The sequence below is a fragment of the Geodermatophilus sp. SYSU D00766 genome (assembly GCF_054049915.1).
In genome coordinates, this window is record NZ_JBJGYI010000026.1 from 1 (window position 1) to 17,709 (window position 17,709).

The 17,709-nt window shown below is 76.3% G+C and carries 17 protein-coding genes; 9 read left to right on the top strand and 8 right to left on the bottom strand.

Annotated features, from left to right (window positions below; translation table 11 throughout):
• Window positions 1-50: 50 nt before the first annotated feature.
• Complete coding sequence (locus tag ACI8AD_RS17310; RefSeq protein ID WP_456871758.1) at window positions 51-935, bottom strand: alpha/beta fold hydrolase; 885 nt, start codon at window positions 933-935, stop codon at window positions 51-53.
• 107 nt (window positions 936-1,042) lie between these two features.
• Here ACI8AD_RS17310 and ACI8AD_RS17315 point away from each other — a divergent pair, with 107 nt between their 5' ends.
• Together ACI8AD_RS17315 and ACI8AD_RS17320 are read left to right on the top strand one after the other, a co-directional pair.
• Window positions 1,043-1,225: a hypothetical protein gene (locus ACI8AD_RS17315; RefSeq protein ID WP_456871759.1), complete on the top strand. Its 183-nt coding sequence runs from the start codon at window positions 1,043-1,045 to the stop codon at window positions 1,223-1,225.
• 77 nt (window positions 1,226-1,302) lie between these two features.
• Window positions 1,303-3,009, top strand: coding sequence for a CocE/NonD family hydrolase (locus ACI8AD_RS17320; RefSeq protein WP_456871760.1), 1,707 nt, complete (start codon window positions 1,303-1,305; stop codon window positions 3,007-3,009).
• A gap of 127 nt (window positions 3,010-3,136) precedes the next feature.
• Here ACI8AD_RS17320 and ACI8AD_RS17325 read toward each other — a convergent pair whose 3' ends face one another.
• Genes ACI8AD_RS17325 through ACI8AD_RS17345 form a run of 5 tightly spaced genes read right to left on the bottom strand, consistent with a single transcriptional unit; the run spans window position 3,137 to window position 8,198 of the window.
• Entirely contained in the window at window positions 3,137-4,393 is a 1,257-nt protein-coding gene (locus tag ACI8AD_RS17325) for an ABC transporter substrate-binding protein (protein ID WP_456871761.1), read from the bottom strand.
• Window positions 4,390-5,646: a branched-chain amino acid ABC transporter permease gene (locus ACI8AD_RS17330; RefSeq protein WP_456871762.1), complete on the bottom strand. Its 1,257-nt coding sequence runs from the start codon at window positions 5,644-5,646 to the stop codon at window positions 4,390-4,392. The genes ACI8AD_RS17325 and ACI8AD_RS17330 overlap by 4 nt, the downstream gene beginning before the upstream one ends.
• Window positions 5,639-6,529, bottom strand: coding sequence for a branched-chain amino acid ABC transporter permease (locus ACI8AD_RS17335; protein ID WP_456871763.1), 891 nt, complete (start codon window positions 6,527-6,529; stop codon window positions 5,639-5,641). Before ACI8AD_RS17335 ends, ACI8AD_RS17330 begins: the two co-directional genes overlap by 8 nt.
• Window positions 6,526-7,419 (bottom strand): ABC transporter ATP-binding protein, encoded by an 894-nt coding sequence (locus tag ACI8AD_RS17340; RefSeq protein WP_456871764.1) that lies wholly within the window; start codon window positions 7,417-7,419, stop codon window positions 6,526-6,528. The genes ACI8AD_RS17335 and ACI8AD_RS17340 overlap by 4 nt, the downstream gene beginning before the upstream one ends.
• Window positions 7,407-8,198 carry an ABC transporter ATP-binding protein gene (locus ACI8AD_RS17345; protein WP_456871765.1) on the bottom strand — a complete coding sequence of 264 codons (792 nt, stop codon included), beginning with the start codon at window positions 8,196-8,198 and terminating at the stop codon, window positions 7,407-7,409. Before ACI8AD_RS17345 ends, ACI8AD_RS17340 begins: the two co-directional genes overlap by 13 nt.
• Before the next feature lie 342 nt (window positions 8,199-8,540).
• Between ACI8AD_RS17345 and ACI8AD_RS17350 the strand changes: the two genes are divergently transcribed.
• The 7 genes from ACI8AD_RS17350 (at window position 8,541) to ACI8AD_RS17380 (ending at window position 15,889) form a co-directional block, all read left to right on the top strand.
• On the top strand, window positions 8,541-10,139 hold the full coding sequence (locus tag ACI8AD_RS17350) for a fatty acyl-CoA synthetase (RefSeq protein ID WP_456871766.1): 1,599 nt from the start codon (window positions 8,541-8,543) through the stop codon (window positions 10,137-10,139).
• 37 nt (window positions 10,140-10,176) lie between these two features.
• The gene (locus tag ACI8AD_RS17355; protein WP_456871767.1) at window positions 10,177-10,557 is read left to right on the top strand and encodes a hypothetical protein; all 381 of its coding nucleotides are present in this window, start codon (window positions 10,177-10,179) and stop codon (window positions 10,555-10,557) included.
• A gap of 191 nt (window positions 10,558-10,748) precedes the next feature.
• Window positions 10,749-12,296 (top strand): multicopper oxidase family protein, encoded by a 1,548-nt coding sequence (locus ACI8AD_RS17360; RefSeq protein WP_456871768.1) that lies wholly within the window; start codon window positions 10,749-10,751, stop codon window positions 12,294-12,296.
• Between the two features lie 162 nt (window positions 12,297-12,458).
• Complete coding sequence (locus tag ACI8AD_RS17365) at window positions 12,459-12,971, top strand: sigma-70 family RNA polymerase sigma factor (protein ID WP_456871769.1); 513 nt, start codon at window positions 12,459-12,461, stop codon at window positions 12,969-12,971.
• Window positions 12,955-14,055 (top strand): hypothetical protein, encoded by a 1,101-nt coding sequence (locus tag ACI8AD_RS17370; protein ID WP_456871770.1) that lies wholly within the window; start codon window positions 12,955-12,957, stop codon window positions 14,053-14,055. The genes ACI8AD_RS17365 and ACI8AD_RS17370 overlap by 17 nt, the downstream gene beginning before the upstream one ends.
• Before the next feature lie 98 nt (window positions 14,056-14,153).
• Window positions 14,154-15,050 (top strand): ABC transporter ATP-binding protein, encoded by an 897-nt coding sequence (locus tag ACI8AD_RS17375; protein WP_456871771.1) that lies wholly within the window; start codon window positions 14,154-14,156, stop codon window positions 15,048-15,050.
• Complete coding sequence (locus ACI8AD_RS17380) at window positions 15,047-15,889, top strand: ABC transporter permease subunit (RefSeq protein ID WP_456871772.1); 843 nt, start codon at window positions 15,047-15,049, stop codon at window positions 15,887-15,889. The genes ACI8AD_RS17375 and ACI8AD_RS17380 overlap by 4 nt, the downstream gene beginning before the upstream one ends.
• 24 nt (window positions 15,890-15,913) lie before the next feature.
• Here the strand turns inward: ACI8AD_RS17380 and ACI8AD_RS17385 are convergent, their stop codons facing one another.
• Together ACI8AD_RS17385 and ACI8AD_RS17390 are read right to left on the bottom strand one after the other, a co-directional pair.
• Window positions 15,914-16,840, bottom strand: coding sequence for an anti-sigma factor RsbA family regulatory protein (locus tag ACI8AD_RS17385; RefSeq protein ID WP_456871773.1), 927 nt, complete (start codon window positions 16,838-16,840; stop codon window positions 15,914-15,916).
• A gap of 5 nt (window positions 16,841-16,845) precedes the next feature.
• Window positions 16,846-17,682, bottom strand: coding sequence for an MEDS domain-containing protein (locus tag ACI8AD_RS17390; protein ID WP_456871774.1), 837 nt, complete (start codon window positions 17,680-17,682; stop codon window positions 16,846-16,848).
• Window positions 17,683-17,709: the final 27 nt, after the last annotated feature.

The following is a 17,709-nucleotide window of genomic DNA, read 5'->3' on the forward strand; positions in this document are numbered from 1 at the left end:
GGCGGCCGGCTCTAGCTCCGTGCACGGAACGCGCCTGGAGACGACGGCGGTCAGGCCGCGCCGTCGAGCACCCGGCGCAGCGCCGCCGCGAACGCCTCGGGCTCGCCGGTCTGCCCGTACTCACCGCCCAGGAAGCCGTCGTGGCCACCCGGGAGGACCACCGGCGCCGTCCCCAGCCGCTGCGCCACGCCCTCCCCGGCCCGGTGGGCGAGCTCGCCGTCGGACGTGGCGCCGACGGCGATGACCACCCGGGTCGGCGCGGCCCGCAGCGCGGCGACGTCGTGCTCGTGGTGGGTGCAGGTGAGCAGGTTCTGCCCGAGCAGCACGTCGTCGCGGGAGCCGTCGTCGCCGGCCGGCAGGCCGAAGGTCGCGGGGTCGGGGACCGGCCCCAGGTCGGCGGGGACGAGGCCGCGGTGGGCCACCAGCCGGATGAACCCCGCCATGCCCGCCGCCCAGCCGTCGCGCCGGTAGGCCTCGGCGACCGCGCGGGTGGCCGAGGAGGCCTCCGCCCGGTCCGGCAGCACCGCGAGCGACGGCGGCTCGTGCGCCACCAGGGTGCCCACCAGCTCCGGGCGGGCGACGACGAGCTCGAGGGCGTTGACCGCCCCGCCGCTGCTGGCGAACACGTCGGCCGGCCCGCCGCCGACCGCCTCGAGCACGCGGGCGAGGTCGTCGGCGTGCTCCTCCGGCGTGCTCTGCGCCGCGCCGTCGGTGCGCCGGCTGCGCTCCACGCCGCGCGGGTCGTAGGTGACCACCGTGCGGTCGGGGAAGTACTCGGCCAGCGTGGTGAACCCGGCCGCGCCCATCGGCGAGCCGACCAGCAGCAGGACCGGCGCATCGGGGCTGCCCGGCGCGGCGGGCCGGACGTCGTAGGTGAGCTCCGCACCGGGGACGTCGAGGAGCTGGGTGCGGATCTCGCGGGTGGGGGTGGTCATGGCGGCCTCCGGGGCGGTCGGTCCTCGCGTGCGGGTCTGGGAGGGAGACCGCCGCCGGCGCCGGTTCTCATCGCTGCGCGACGCGGGCGGTCGTGCCACGCTCCGGCATGGCCTTCGACCTGCACCGGACCGACGGCGAGGTGCTCCGCTACGACGACGCCGCCCGGTTCAGCTTCACCGCCACCGGCCACCTCGTCGTCTACGACGCCCGCGGCAACAAGACCGTCTACAGCCACCACAGCTGGGACCGGATCGAGGAGCCGGTGCCACCGCCCCGCCCCATGCGGTGAGCGGGCACCCGCCGCGCGGCCCTGGCACGGTGAGCGAGGCACGGTGACCGGGTCGGGGCGGCGGCGGGAGGACGGGCGTGGGCGCACTGGGCAGGCTGGGCGGGTTGCTGGCCGACGCGGCGCTGGGCCTGCCGCTGCGGGCGACGGCGTACACCGTGGAGCGCGACGTCGCCGTCCCGATGCCCGACGGGGTGACGCTGCTGGGTGACCACTACCGCCCCGCGGCCGCGGCCGGCCCGCTGCCGGTCGTGCTGGTCCGGCTGCCCTACGGCCGGGCGGGGGTGTTCGCGCACGCCTTCGCCGCGCCCTACGCCCGGCGCGGGTTCCAGGTGTTCGTGCAGTCCACCCGCGGCACCTTCGGCTCCGGCGGGCACTTCCGGCCGTTCACCACCGAGCACGACGACGGCCTGGCCACCCTCGCCTGGCTGCGGGCGCAGCCGTGGTGCGACGGCCGGGTGGCGATGACCGGCGCGAGCTACTTCGGCCACACCCAGTGGGCGGTGGCGCCCTACGCCGACCCGCCGCTGGTGGCCGTCTCCCCGCACGTCACCGCCGCGCGGATCACGGCGGCCTTCTACGACCACGGCGCCCCCGGCCTGGAGAACGCGCTGCGGTGGTCGGTGGCCATCGGCCGGCAGGAGACCGGCGGGCTGCCCGCACCGCTGCTGCGGCCCCTGCTGCGGGCCCGCGTCGAGCGGGCGCTGCGGCTCCTGCCGCTGCAGGCCGCCGACACCGCCGCGGTCGGCGCGCCGGTCCCCTTCTGGCGCGACTTCACCGCGCACGCCGCCCCCGGCGACCCGTTCTGGGACGTCGCCGACCACGACCGCGCCGACCTCACCCGCATGCCCCCGGTCAGCATGGTCACCGGCTGGTGGGACCTCTTCGCCGCCGCGCAACTCGCCGACGTCACCCGGCTGCACGCCGCCGGCGTCCCGGCGCGGGTCGTCGTCGGCCCGTGGAGCCACGGCGAGCCCGGCGAGCTGCGGGCGGCGCTGCGCAGCGACGTGACCTGGCTCGACCACCACCTCCACGGCGGCCCGGCACCGCGGGGGGCGCCGGTGCGGCTGTACCTGCAGCAGGCCGGGACCTGGCTGGAGTCGCCGACCTGGCCGCCGCCGGGCAGCCGGCCGGTGCACCACCACCTGCGCGCCGGCGGCGGGCTGACCGCCGACACCGGCGACGAGACGGGCGACGAGACGGGCGACGAGACGGGCGACGAGACGGGTGACGGGCCGCCCAGCCGGTTCACCCACGACCCCGCCGACCCCACGCCGAGCGCCGGCGGCCCGCTGCTCGAGCGGCCGGGCAAGCAGGCCGACCAGCACGCCGTCGAGGCCCGCGACGACGTGCTGGTCTTCACCGGCCCGGTGCTCGACGGCGACGTCGACGTCGTCGGGCACGTGCGCGCCCGCGTCCACGTGCGCCCCGAGCTGCCGCACGCCGACCTGGTCGTCCGGCTGTGCGACGTCGACCCGGCGGGGGTCTCGCGCAACGTCGTCGACGGCATCCGCCGGCTGGACCCGGGCAGCGTCCCGGCCGCCGACGTCTCCGTCGGGGCCGACGGGGTGCTCGCCGTCGACGTCGAGCTGTTCCCCACCGCCTACCGCTTCCGCGCCGGGCACCGGCTGCGGGTGCAGGTCGCCGGGGGCGCGTTCCCCCGGTTCGCGCGCAACCCCGGCACCGGAGAGCCGTTCGCCACGGCGACCACCGGCCGGCCGTGCGGGTTCACGGTGTTCCACGACGCGGCGCACCCGTCCCGGCTGGAGCTGCCCGTCCTGCGCTGACGGGTCCCGGACACGCCACCGGCGCCCCTCCCCGGAGAGAGGGGCGCCGGTGGTGAGCTGCTGGAACGGCCCGCCTGCAGGGACCCGCCGCGGGCCTGCGAGCGGCGGGGGGCAGGGGGTCCTCTCGCTACTCGCCGCCGGCGAGGTCGGCGGCCAGCTCGCCCTCGAAGGCCTCCTGGACGACCTCGGCGCCGCCGGGTGCGTCGGCCGGGCGCAGGATGAAGCTCTCCGTGCTCGGCGACACCCCCGTCTCGAACGCGTTGATCGGCACCAGCAGGCCACCGGTGTCGACGTCGGAGAGCTCCGAGAAGGCGGCGGTGACGCCCTCGCGGGTGAGGTCGCCGCTCTCGCAGGCCGAGTCGAGCACCTGGTTCATGACGTCGCCCATCGCGTACCCGAAGATCGCGCCCAGGCTGGGCGTGGTGTTGGGGTAGGCGGCCTCGTACTGCTCGAGCAGCTCGGGCTGGGCCTGCCAGGCGGTGATCGGCGAGGCCACGTACAGGTGGTCCTTGAGCCACTGCGCCGAGGGGCCCTGCAGCAGACCCGGCGCGAACACCGGGTTGCTGCCCAGGATCGGCACGTCGAGGCCGGCCGCCTGCGCCACCGCGGCCGCCGAGGCGGTCTGGGCGGGCGCGACGGTCAGCACGATGGCGTCGACGCCCTCGGCGGCGAACTGGGTGACCTGCGCGGACATGTCCTGGTCGGTGGACTTGATCTGCGCCTCGATCACGTTGAGCCCGCGGGCCTCCGCGACCGCGCGGGTGCCGGCCAGGCCGTTCTCCCCGTACTCGCCCTCGAAGTAGATGTGCCCGACGGTGGCGCCGTCCTGCAGCAGCCCCTGGTCGAAGAGGTACTGGTAGCCGTTGGCGATCTCGACGTCGTAGGTGGCCCCCAGCACGCCGGTGCCGGGGATCTCGGTGAGCGTGCGCGCCCACGCCGACGGGAAGTTGACGATCTGGTCGGCCTCGTACTCCGGCGCGAGCGCGGTGTTGATCGGCGACCCGATGGTCTGCTGCATCGCCAGGACGTTGGGCTCCATGGCGCTGTAGAGCTGCACGCCGTTCTGCGGCACGTAGTTCGTGTCCTGGACGTCGAGCTCGACGTCGTAGGTGTCGCAGACCTGGTTGTCCTGCCAGTACAGCGTGTTGCCGTTGGTGATGTCCGTGCCCAGCGCGGCGAAGACGCCGGTCAGGTCGGTCAGCACGCCGAGCCGGATGGTGGTGCCCTCGACGCCGACGTCGGTGGCGACGTCCTCGCCGCCTCCGCCCCCGCCGCCGCCACCGCCGCCGCCGCTGTCCTCGGCCCGGGTGCTGCAGCCGCTGACCGCGACCACGGCGACGGCGGCCAGGACGGTGGCCCCCCGCAGACGCTTACCTGCTCTCATCTGGTGCTGCTCCCTTGCGCTGGTGGATCGGACGGGACGGTGGTGCCGGGGCCGGCGCCCGGGGAGGGGCCGCCGGACGAGCGCGGGGAGGCGCCCGGTGATCCGCGGCCGGGTCTGCGACCCCGGTGGCGGAAGCGGTTGGCGAACCCGGCCAGGCCGCCGGGCTCGAAGAGGATGACCAGGACGATCGCCAGGCCGAACAGGTAGCGCGCGGCGATGCCGGCGGAGATGCCGCCCTCGCCGGGGGCGCTGACCAGCGGCAGGACGTCGGCGAACTGCTGGAACACCAGCGGCAGGGCGGTCACGAACGCCGCGCCCAGGGCCGCGCCGGCCACCGAGCCGAGCCCGCCGAGGACGATCATCGCCAGGTAGAGGATCGAGACGGTCAGCCCGAAGGACTCCGGCGCGATGCTGCCGATCGACAGCGCGTACATGACGCCCGACAGCCCGGCGTACATGGAGCTGACGAGGAACACCCGCGCCTTGTAGGCCTGCACGTTGACGCCCATGACGGAGGCGGCGACCTCGCTGTCGCGCAGGGTCTGCAGCGCCCGGCCCGGGCGGCTGCGCAGCAGGTTGCGGGCGAACAGGTAGGCGGCCAGCGCCAGGACGATGCCCAGGTACCAGAGCCGCTCGGCCTCCCGGTAGGGGACGCCGAGGACGAACAGCTGCGGGTCGCTGTTGCCGAAGGTGAACCCGAACAGCGAGAACTCCGGCACCGAGCGGCCGTTGAACCCGCCGGTGACCGGGGTCCAGGTGTTGAGCACGTGCACGCCGATGAACACCAGGCCGAGCGAGGCGACGCCGAGGTAGATGCCGCGCAGCCGCGCCGCGATCGGGCTGAACAGCAGCCCGGCGACGCCGGCGAGCAGCACGCCGACGACCATGCCGACGATCGGCGGCAGCTCCAGCCCGCGCAGCGACGCCCGGGTGCCCAGACCGCCGGACTCCCCGGAGATGTAGGTGTAGCTGACCGCGCCGACGGCGAGGAAGAACGCGTGCGCCAAGGACAGCTGGCCGGTGGTGCCGACCAGCAGGTTCAGCCCGATCGCGCCCACGATGGCCCCCGCGACGGCGAACCCGGTGCGCAGCCAGAACTCCTCGACGTACAGCGGGAGCACCAGCAGGACGACGAGGGCGGCCACGAGCAGCAGCGGCTTGAGGAAGCGCATCGGCGAGCGGGCCTGGCCGGACGCGTCCGCCGAGGGTGTCCTGCGGGTGGCGCCGGCCGGGGCGGAGAGGGTGTCAGACACGTGTCAGCTCCTTGGTCCCGAACAGGCCGGAGGGGCGGACCAGCAGCACGATGATCATGACGACGTAGGGGGCGACCTCGCCGAACCCGCGGCCGAGGAAGGACAGCTGGTCCTGGTAGCCGGCCGCCATCGCCTCGGTGATGCCGATGAGCAGGCCGCCCACCAGGGCGCCGCCGGTGGAGTCCAGGCCGCCGAGGATCGCCGCGGGGAAGGCGCGCAGCGCGACGGTGTAGGCCGCCGCGCTCACCCCGGGGGTGGGGGCGCCGACGAGGAACAGCGCGGCCACGGCGGCGAGGACGCCGGCGACGATCCAGGCCAGCGCGGAGACCCGGCCCTGCCGGATGCCCATGAGCGCGGCGGCCTCGCCGTCCTCGGCCGAGGCGCGCATCGCCACGCCCCAGCTGGAGTACTTGAAGGCGACGAAGAACGCGATGATCAGGACCCCGGCGACGCCCATCGCGATCAGCCGGTTCTCGCTGATGCCGACGCCGCCGATGCGCACCGAGTCCCCGCCCCACGGGTGCGGGACGTTGAGGATGTCCGGGCCGATCCGCCGGATGAGCTCGGTGAGCAGGATGATGTCGACGCCGATGGTGACGATGGCCAGGCTGATCACCGGGGCGCCGCGCAGCCGGTTGATGACCAGCCGCTCGATGAGGAACGCCGCGAGCGCGGTGACGAGGATCCCGACGAGCACGGCGGGGAAGAAGCCGATCGGGTCGGCGAGCCGGGCCATCGTGTAGGCGGCGAGCAGCAGCAACGAGCCGTGGGTGAAGCTGACGACCTCGCTGGCCTTGAAGATGATCACGAAGCCCAGGGCGATGAGCGCGTAGATCGCGCCCAGCGAGATGCCGTTGAGCAGCAGGGACAGGAACTGGGTCACGGCTGGCGCTCCGTCGGCTCGGGGGTGTGGGCTGCGGCGACCGCGTCGGCCGGGTTGTCCTCGGTGCCCGAGCCGAGGTAGGCGCGGATGACCTCGGGGTCGGACTGCACCTGCGCGGGGGTGCCGTCGGCGATGCGCCGGCCGAAGTCGAGGACGGTCACCCGGTCGGCCAGCGACATCACCATCCCCATGTCGTGCTCGACGAGGATCACCGAGATGCCCAGGGCCGCGCGGATCTCGCGGATGGAGTCGGCCATCCGGTCGGTCTCCTGGGCGTTCATGCCGGCGACCGGCTCGTCGAGCAGCAGCAGCCGCGGCTCGATGCACAGCGCGCGGGCCACCTCGACCCGCTTCTGGTCGCCGTAGGACAGCACGCCGACCGGGGTGTGCAGCTTGTCCCCGAGGTCGAGGAACTCGGCGATCTCGCGGATCCGCTCGCCGTGCACCCTCCCCTCGCGGGTGGCGCGGGGCAGCCGCAGGCCGGAGGAGAGGAAGCCGGCCTTCGTCAGGTGGTGGCGGCCGAGCATGAGGTTCTCGGCGACGGTCTGCGCGCCGGACAGCGCGATGTTCTGGAACGCGCGGGCCACGCCGACGCCGGCGATCTGGAACGGCCGCATCGCGCTCAGCCGCGCGTCCCCGAACCGGACCTCCCCCGCGGTGGCCCGGTAGACACCGGAGAGCACGTTGAACAGCGTCGACTTGCCCGCGCCGTTGGGGCCGATGACGGCGTGGATGGTGCCGGGGGCGACGGTGAAGGAGACGTCGTTGAGGGCCTTGATGGCGCCGAAGGCGACGCTGACGCCGTCGACCTCGACCGGCGGGACGTCGGACCGGGTCGCGGTGTCGCGGGCCTGCGCGCCGGCCGGGTGCGCGCCGCTCACGCCGTCCACCGCGACAGGGTGCGCCGGGGCGCCTGCTCGGCGCGGTGCACCGGCCCGTCCTCGCCGGTGTGGCCGAGGTAGAGCCGCTGCACCTCGTCGGTCTGGGCCAGCTCGCGCGCGTCCCCGGACAGCGACACCCGGCCGACGTCGAGGACGTAGGCGTGGTGGGCGACGCCGAGGGCCATGGTCGCGTTCTGCTCCACCAGCAGCACCGCCGTCCCCTGGCGGTTGATCTCGGCGACCACCTCGCCGATCTGGCCGATGACGCGGGGCGCCAGGCCCAGGGAGGGCTCGTCGAGCAGCAGCAGCCGGGGGCTGGCCATGAGGGCCCGGCCGATGGCCAGCATCTGCTGCTCGCCGCCCGAGAGCAGCCCGGCGCGCTGCCCGGCCCGCTCGCGCAGCACCGGGAAGAGGTCGTGCACGCGGGTGACCGCCTTGGCCTTGGCGGCGCGGTCGCGGTTGCCCATCCCCCCGGCGCGCAGGTTCTCCTCGACGGTGAGCCGCCCGAAGATCCGCCGTCCCTCGGGGACCTGCACCACGCCCCGGCGGACGATCTGGCCCGCGTCGCGGCGGGTGAGGTCGGTGTCCTCGAAGCGCACCGTGCCCTCGTCGACGCGCCCCCTGTGCAGCCGCAGCGTGCCGGAGATCGTGCGCAGCAGCGTGCTCTTGCCGGCCCCGTTGCTCCCCAGGACGGCGACGACCGAGCCGTCGCGGACCTCCATCGACACGCCGCGGACCGCCTCCACCGCGCCGCCGTAGGTGACGCGCAGTGAGTCGATGCTCAGCACGGGGCTACCGGGAGTGATGTGTCCCACATGCGGCGGAACGATAGGCGGCAGGTCAAGGCGGGGCCGCCCGGACGGGCGCGACCGTGACCACTCGGTGATACGGGTCGGCGCGGTTCTGCTCGATCGGGTGGTCCGGCGCCACTCCCGCGGGGGGCTCCGGGACCTCTCGACGCCGGGTGCCGGCGGCTGCTACACCCGGCACCCCGGACCGACCCGGACCGACCCCGGACCGACCCCGGACCGACCCCGGACACCACCCGGACACCACCCGGACACCACCCGGACACCACCCGGACACCACCCGGACACCACCCGGACACCACCCGGACACAAGGAGCTCCCGTGTTCGACGACGACCTCACCGGCACGATCGCGCGGGCCCGCCGGCACGCCCTGGGCGACCTGCTGCACCGCTCGGCCGCGCGCACCCCGGGGAAGACGGCGCTGCGCTTCCGCGACCGCAGCCACACCTACGCCGAGCTCGACACCGTCGTCGACCGCACCGCCAACGCCCTGACCGCGCGCGGGATCGGCCGGGGCGACCGGGTGGCGCTGCTGTCGCACAACGACGACGGCTACGTCGTGCTGACCTTCGCCCTGGCCCGCCTCGGCGCCGTCGCCGTCCCGGTGAACTTCATGCTGCAGGCCGCCGAGGTGGCCTACATCCTCGGGCACGCCGAGGCCGTCGGCGTGGTCGCCGAGGCCGCGCTGCTGCCGGTCGCGCGGGAGGCGATCGACCTTGCCGGGCGGGCCGACGGGGTGCGGGTCCGCGGCGTCCTGGGCGGCGGGCAGCCGCCCGAGGGCTGGGAGGCGTACGAGACCTGGGCGGCGCACCCCGACGACACTCCCCCGCAGGTGCCGGTGGCCGACGACGACGTCCTGCAGCTGATGTACACCAGCGGCACCGAGTCCCGCCCCAAGGGCGTGGCGATGACCAGCCGCAGCCTGATCACCCAGTACGTCAGCTGCATCGTGGGCGGCCGGTACGCGGCCGACGACGTCGCCCTGCACGCGCTGCCGCTGTTCCACGTCGCCGCCCAGCACTGCTTCCTCAACCCCAACCTGTACCTGGGCGGCACCAACGTCGTCCTCGAGGGCCCCGACCCCGCCGCCGTCCTGGCCGCGATCGAGCGGGAGCGGATCACCAGCCTGTTCTGCCCGCCGACGGTGTGGATCGGGCTGCTGCGCTCCCCCGACCTCGACCGCCGCGACCTGTCCTCGCTGGCCAAGGGCTACTACGGCGCGTCGATCATGCCGGTGGCCGTGGTGGAGGAGCTGCGCCGCCGGCTGCCGGGCATGGCGCTGTTCAACTTCTACGGGCAGACGGAGATGTCGGCGCTGGCGCTGGTGCTGTCCCCGGAGGACCAGCTGCGCAAGCCCGGCTCGGCCGGCACCGCGGTGATCAACAGCGAGACGCGGATCGTCGACGACCTCGGCGAGCCGGTGGGCCCCGGCGTCGAGGGCGAGATCGTGCACCGCAGCCCGCACGCCACCGCCGGCTACTGGAACGACCCGGACAAGACCGCCGAGGCCTTCCGCGACGGCTGGTTCCACAGCGGCGACCTCGGCGTCATGGACGCCGACGGCTACACCACGATCGTCGACCGCAAGAAGGACGTCATCAAGACCGGCGGGGAGAACGTCGCCAGCCGGGAGGTCGAGGAGGTGCTCTACCAGCACCCCGCGGTCGCGGAGGTCGCCGTCTTCGGCATCCCGCACCCGCGGTGGATCGAGGCCGTGGCCGCCGCCGTCGTCGTGCGGGAGGGGCAGCGGGCCGACCCCGACGAGCTCGTCGCCTTCTGCCGGGAGCGGCTGGCGGGCTTCAAGACGCCGCGGCACGTGACCGTCGTCGACGCCCTGCCCAAGAACGCCAGCGGGAAGATCCTCAAGCGCGAGCTGCGGACCACCTTCGCCGGCCTGGCCGCCGAGCGGGCGGGCTGACCCGGGACCGTCGGTGCCGGCGGGCAGGATCGCCGGCGTGACCACCTTCTTCCTCCCCCGCGCCACCGACGACGACCAGGCCGAGCGGCTGTACGAGGCGCTGGCCGAGTTCGCCGGCTGCGAGCCCGCGCCCCCGGGTGCGCGGGTGCGGTCGATCGGGTTCACCCAGGACGGCGCCCGGTGGGTGGCGCGGGTCGGCGAGGAGCTGCGCGGGGAGCGCACGACGTCGTCACTGCGGCGCGGCGAGCTCGTCGAGCGCACCGAGACGCTCACCGACCCCGCCCGGGTGCTCGCCATCTACCCCGGCCCGCCGCACGTGGTGGTCACCGACGCCCAGCCGATCACCGGCACGGCCTCGGCGTGGGCCAACCCGTTCACGACCCGGCCCGACGAGGTGGTCCTGTTCGAGCCCCGCTGACCCGGCTCCGCTGACCCGGCTCCCGGGGCGGCGGCGCCTGCCGGACGGCCGTCCCCGGGGCTAGCATCCGGCACCACGCCGAAGCCGACGGCCACCGGCGCCGGCGGGGCCCCGGCGGTCCCCCGCGCACCGGGTCCCGCCGCGTCCCGGCCCGGCCGGGACGCCTCCGCGACCACCCGGAGGGCGCGGCCATGACCGACACTCCCCAGGGCCGTCCCGCCCCCGCCCTCGTGTCGCCGGGCGGCCCCCTGCGGCTGACCCGCCGGCGCGCCCTGCAGCTCGGCGGCCTCGGCCTGCTCGGCGCCTCGCTGGGCGGCACCGCCTGGGCGCGCCCCACCAACCCCGGCGGCCCGGCGCCCGCGGGCGGGGACCCGCTGGCCGAGCCGCCGACGCTGGCCAGCGAGAACGGGGTGCTGCGCACCCGGCTGGAGGTCGCCGAGACCACGGTGACCGTGGCCGGCCGGCGGGCGCGGCTGCTCACCTACGACGGCACCGTGCCCGGGCCGACCCTGCGGCTGCGCCCCGGCGACCGGCTGCAGGTCCAGCTGGTCAACCGCCTCGCCGTGCCGACCAACCTGCACACCCACGGCCTGCACGTCTCGCCCTCGGGCGACGCCGACAACACCCTCACCGTGCACCTGCTGCCCGGGGAGACCTTCGACTACGACATCGCGGTGCCCGCCGACCACCCGCCGGGCACCTACTGGTACCACCCGCACGAGCACCACCTGGTCACCGACCAGCTGTGGGGCGGCCTCTTCGGCGCGGTCGTCGTCGAGGACCCCGAGGAGGTGCCGGTCACCCGCGACCGGGTGCTCGTCGTGTCCGACACCACCCTCGACGGGTCCGGGCGCCCGGTGGCCGTCTCGACGGCGGAGCGCTTCCGCGGCCGGGAGGGCGAGCTGGTGCTGGTCGACGGGCAGCTGCGGCCGGTGCTGAGCGCGCCGCCCGGGGCGCGGGAGCGGTGGCGGGTCGTCAACGCGTGCGCGTCGCGCTTCCTGCGGCTGCGGCTCGACGGGCAGCAGCTGGCCCTGCTGGCCGTCGACGGCGGCCGCCTGCCCGAGCCGCGGCCGGTCGAGCAGGTCGACGTCCTCCCTGGCGGCCGGGCCGACCTGCTGGTCACCACCACCGCGGGCACCAGCCAGCTCACCGGGCTGCCCTTCCCCCGGGTGCGGCGCGGCGACGGGCCGTCGGCGGCCCCCGGCGTGCTGGCCACCCTGCAGGTCGGCGGTGCCGCCGTCCCCGCCCTCCCCCCGGTGCCGCCCGCCGCGCCGCCGGCGGACCTGCGCGCGGTCGAGCCGGTGGCGCGCCGCCGGCTGGTGCTCGCGATGGGTGCACCGGGCGGCCGGGCCGGCGACGGGCACGAGGGACACGACGGCGCCGGCGGCGGTGCCGGCGACACCGGTCACGCCATCGCCTCGATCGACGGCCGCTCCTTCGACCCGGCCCGCACCGACCACGTCGTCCGGCTCGGCACGGTCGAGGAGTGGACCTGGGTGAACCGTTCGGGCATGGACCACCCGATGCACCTGCACGTGTGGCCGGTGCAGGTGGTCGCCGAGGACGGCCGCCCGGTGACGGCGGTCGAGCGGCAGGACGTCGTGCTCGTCCGCGCGGGCGGTGAGCTGACCGTCCGCATCCCCTTCACCGACTTCCCGGGCCGCACGCTGGCCCACTGCCACATCAGCGACCACGAGGACGGCGGCATGATGGCCGTCGTCGAGGCCGTGCCGGGCTGAGCCGACGGCGGCGGCCACCCCGCGGCGGCGCCGGTGTCACATCCGCCGGCCCGGCGGTGCTGTAGGGGTGTGGACGTCGTGAGGCAGGCACCGGTGGCCGCGCTCGGGACCGCGGTGACGCGCGGGACGGCACGCGGGCGCCCGGGCCGGGGGGACGGTGCCGTGGCAGGCCAGCGGGGCGCCGTCCGGGCCGACCTCGAGCAGGTCTTCCGCAGCGGCTACCCGGCGGTGGTCGCCGTCGCCGCCCGCGTGCTCGGCTCCCGGGACGAGGCCGAGGACGTCGCCCAGGAGGTGTTCCTCTCCTTCGCCCGCTCGGCGGTGCCGGTCGCGGAGGCACCGGGCTGGCTCGCCGTCGCCGCGGCGCACACCGCGCTCAACCACCTCCGCTCGGGCCGCCGCCGCGCCGCCCGGGAGGAGGCCGCCGCCGACGGCCACCGGCCCGTCCCCGACGTCGCCGACGACGTCCTGGTCCGCGAGGAGCGCAGCCGGGTGCGGGCCGCGCTCGCCCGGCTCCCCCGCCGGCAGGCCGTCGCCCTCGTCCTGCGCCACAGCGGCCTGTCCTACGCCGACGTGGCCGCCGCCCTCGACCTCTCCCCCGGCAGCGTCGGCACCACCGTGCGGCGCGCCGAGTCCGCCCTTCGCGAGGAGTTGACCCGCCGTGCCCCTGTTCGCTGACCGCCACCCCACCGCCGGCACCCTGCGCCGGCTCGTCGACGAGCCCGCCGGGGTCCCCGACGCCGACCGCGCGCACGTCGCAGGCTGCGCGGTGTGCCTCGACGGCCTGGCCGGGGCCCGCGCCGACGCCGCCACCGCCGGTGCCGCCCTCACCCCGGCGGCCGCCCCCGACGTCGACGGTGCCTGGCGGCGGCTGTCGGCCGCCGTCGACGCCGACACCCGCGGCCGCACACCCGCGCCCGCCCCCGCCCGGCCCGGCCGGTGGCGCGCCGCGCTGCGCAGCCCCGTCGTCGCCGCGTTCGGCGTGGTCGTCGTCCTCGGCGGCGCCGGTGCGGCCGCGGCCGCCGACTGGCTGCAGGTGTTCCGCACCGAGGAGGTCGCCGCCGTCCCGGTGACCAGCACCGACCTGGTCGCGCTGCCGGACCTGTCGGCCTACGGCGAGCTGGTGGTCGTCTCCGACCCCGACGTCCGCGAGGTCCCCGACGCCGACGCCGCGGAGCAGGCCACCGGCCTCGACGTGCCGCAGGTCGACGCGCTCCCCGCCGGCGTGACCGGCGAGCCGCGCTACACCGTCGGCGGCCAGGCCGTCGCGGAGTTCACCTTCTCCACCGACCGGGCCGCGCAGGCCGCCGCCGCGGCCGGCGAGACGCTCCCGCCCCCGCCGCCCGGTCTCGACGGCGCCACGTTCCGGCTGCAGGCCGGTCCCGGGGTGGCGGCGGTCTGGGCCGAGGCCCGCGGGGTGCCCGCGCTCGTCGTCGGCCGGGCCACCGCGCCCACCGCCTACGCCTCCGGCGTCCCGTTCGACACCGCCCGCGACTACCTGCTGTCCCTGCCCGGCTTCCCCGCCGACCTCGCCGCACAGCTGCAGGGCTTCAGCGGCGACGGCACGACCCTGCCCCTGCCCGTGCCCGCCGAGCTGGCCACGACGTCGACCGCCGACGTCGACGGCTCCGAGGCCACGGTGCTGGCCAGCCGCGACGGCGCCCTGACCGGCGTCGTGTGGGTCGAGGACGGCGTCGTCACCGCGGTCGCCGGCTCGCTGGGCGAGGACGAGGTCCTCGCCGTCGCGCGGGGGCTGAGCTGAGCACCGGGAGCGCCAGGAGCACCAGGAGCACCGGGAGCGCCACGGACGTCGCCGGGGCCGGCCGGGAGCTGCTCGCGCAGCTGCCGCCGTCCCCGGCGGTGTGGTGCTCGGGACTGCGCAAGCGGTACGGCCGGCGCACCGCCGTCGACGGCGTCTCGTTCACCGTGGGCCGCGGCGAGGTCGTGGGCCTGCTCGGGCCCAACGGCGCCGGCAAGACCAGCGTCATCAAGATGCTGCTCGGGCTGGTGCGGCCCGACGCCGGCGAGGTGCTGCTGCTGGGCCGGCCCGGCCGCGACCCGCGGGCCCGCGAGCGGGTCGGCTACCTGCCCGAGCTGTTCCGCTACCAGCCGTGGCTGAGCGCGGCGGAGGTGCTGGCGCTGCACGTGCGGCTGGCCGGCGCGGCCGTCCCCGTCGCCGAGCAGCGCGAGGTGCTGGCCCGCGTCGGGCTCGCCGAGCGCGCCGGTGACCGGGTGGGCGGCTTCTCCAAGGGCATGCAGCAGCGGCTGGGGCTCGCCGTGGCGCTGGTGGCCCGGCCCGAGCTGGTCGTGCTCGACGAGCCGACCAGCGCGCTGGACCCGCTGGGGCGGGTCGACGTCCGCGACACCGTCCTGTCGCTGCGCGAGCGCGGCGTCGCGGTGCTGCTCAACTCGCACCTGATCGGCGAGGTCGAGCGGGTCTGCGACCGGGTGGTCATCCTCGACCGCGGCCGGGTCGCCGCCGCCGGCACGCTGGCCGAGCTGCTCGGCCAGCGGGAGCTCAAGCTGCGCCTGACCGGGCTCACCCCCGCCGCCGAGGCCCGGCTGGCCGCCACCGGCGCCACCAGCCGCACCGGCGCGGAGGTCACCGTGGCCCTCCCCGCCGACGACGACGGCGCCACCGTGCCCCGGCTGGTCGCCGACCTGGTGGGCCTGGGCGTGCAGGTGCACGCGGTCGAGCCGGTGCGGATCAGCCTCGAGGAGCGGCTGCTGGGCATCCTGAGGGAGGAGCACGCGTGACGGTCCTGACGCTCGCCGGGCTGACCCTGCGGGAGGCCGCCCGCCGCAAGGTGCTGCGCGCCCTCGGGGCGCTCACCGTCGCGCTGCTGGCGCTCTCGGCGTGGGGCTTCTCCCGGCTGGCCACCGTCGACCCGGAGTTCGGCGCGCTGACCAGCGGCGAGGCCCGGCTGTTCGCCTCCCAGCTGCTGAACCTGGTGATGTTCGGCTACAGCCTCATCGCCGCCCTCGGCACCGCCTTCCTGGCCGGGCCGACGCTGTCCGGGGAGGTCGAGTCCGGCCAGGCGCTGTCGATCCTCGCCCGCCCGGTGCGCCGCAGCACGGTCCTGGTCGGCAAGTGGCTGGGGCTGGTGGCCTTCGGCACCGGCTACGTGCTCGTCGCCGGGTTCGCGCAGTTCCTCGTCGTCCGGTGGGCCGTCGACTACTGGCCGCCGGACCCGGTCACCGGGCTGCTGCTGCTCGCCGCGCAGACGACGGTGCTGATGACGCTGGCGCTGCTGCTGGCCACCGCGATCTCGCCGATGGCGTCGGGCATCGTCGCCGTCGGGCTGTTCGGCGCCACGTGGGTGGCCGGGGTGGTGGGCAGCGTCGGGGAGGTCATCGGCAACGACGGCGTCGCCCGGGTCGGGGTGGTGTCGCGGGTGCTGCTGCCCACCGACGGGCTGTGGCGCGGCGCGATGCACGCCTTCCAGGACTCCACGGCCCTCGGCGCGTTCGGCTTCGAGGGCTCGCCGTTCCTGTCCATCGCCCCGCTGAGCCCGGCCTACCTGGGCTGGGTGGTGGTGTGGCTGCTGCTCATCGGCGGGCTGGCCGCGCTGTCGTTCACCCGCCGCGACATCTGAGCCGCGACACCTGAGCACGACCGGTCAGGGGCCGAAGAACAGCCGCACGGCGGTGCCGGCCGGGCCGGTGCGGACGGCGGCGTCGTCGGCCAGGCTCCACGCCAGCCACATCCCCCGCGGCCCCTCCTCGGGGTCGGGCGGCACGTAGCCCTGCGTCTCGTCGGTCAGGCCCGGCCCGTCGTCGGACACCTCGACGACGAGCACGTCGCCCTCGGTCCAGGTCGCCACCCCCGCGGCGGGCGCCACCCGCAGCGCGTTGACCACCAGCTCGTGGCCGGCCGCCACGACGTCCTCGCGCCGGGCGCTGTGGCCGGCCGGGACCGCCGCGGCCAGCCGGCGGCGGGCGGCCACCGCCGCCGTCACCGGGGTGACGGCGGCCCCGCCGGGACGCTCGGTCCACGGCGGCTGCAGCGCGCGGACGACGGCGGCCGGGTCCTGGTAGGCCGGCTGGGGCGCGGGCGCGGTCCCGTCCCAGGTGAGCGGGTGCGAGCGGGCCACGTCGGCCAGGACGTCGGCGGGCACCTGCCGGGCGTCGTGCAGGCACAGGCTGTAGTACGGCACGTCGTGCAGGCAGTCGTTGGCGACCGCCTCGAACCGGCTCCACTCCCGCCCCTCCTCCCGGGCGAGCCAGACCGGCTCGGCGGCCAGCCGCCAGCTCGGCGCGCGGGCGCGCAGCGCGCGCAGGTCGCGGGCGTAGGCGTGCAGCGTGCCGTGGCCGCCGCGCCAGAAGGTCTCCGCGGCGTCGAAGGCCGCCAGGCGGCCGAGGTCGGCGCCCAGGTGCGCGGCGAGCAGCGAGCGGACCCGGGTGCCGGCCACCACCAGCACCGGCTCCTCGCGGCGGAAGCCCTCCAGGACGAAGGGCACCACCCGCTCGACGAGCGAGGCGTCGTCGGAGAAGACGAAGCCCTCGTGGGCGAGGTGGGTCCCGTCCCAGCCGCCGGTGGGACGCATCAGGGTCACCGTCCGGACACCGCCAGGTCGAACAGCTCCAGGGGCCGGCGGAGGTGCCGCCGCGCGCCGGTCAGCCGCAGGGCGATGCCCCGGCCGGCGAGGTCGCGCCCGGCGAGGGTCAGCGCCCGCGCGCCGGCGACGTCGAGGAAGGCGAGGTCGGAGAGGTCGAGCTCCAGCACGCCGGGGACGTCGCCGGCGACGTCGACCAGCACGGTGCGCACGGCGGCGGCCTCGGTGAGGTCCACCTCCCCGGACAGCGCCAGCCGCGGTCCCCGGCCGGAGAGGTGGGCCAGCGGCTCCCGGTCGCCCAGGTGCTGCACCGGGTGCAGCAGGGCGACCGGCCCGAGGGCCTCGACGCCCAGCGCGGCGTCGTAGAGGCACAGCGCGGTCATCGGCTCGGTCGCCATGAGCCCGTCGGCCAGCCGCTCGTAGGCGTGCAGCAACCGCCGCCCGCCCGGTCCGGCCCGCAGCAGGGGCGTGACGTCGGCGGCCACCCGGAGCCCCGTGCGCCCGCGGTCGAGCGCCGCGCGCACCGCGCTGCGGTAGCGCTCCACCTGGTCCTCGGGCACCAGCCCGCCCCCGGCCGCGTAGGTGTCCCCGGTGCCCAGCACCTCGAGCCGGCCCGCGGCGATCAGTTCGTCGCGGTGCGGCAGGCCGGCGACGGCGGCCAGGGCGGCGGACCGGGAGGAGCCCACCACCAGCAGCTGCTCGTCGCGCCGGCGACCCTCGTCGAGGTAGGGCACGACCGCGCGGGCGAGGTCGGCGTCGTCGGCGAAGCTCCGGCACACGTGGTCACCCGGCCGGAGGCCGGTCAGGGAGGGCAGTCCCCGAGGAACCGTCACCGATGCGACGCTACGCGGGCGGGCACC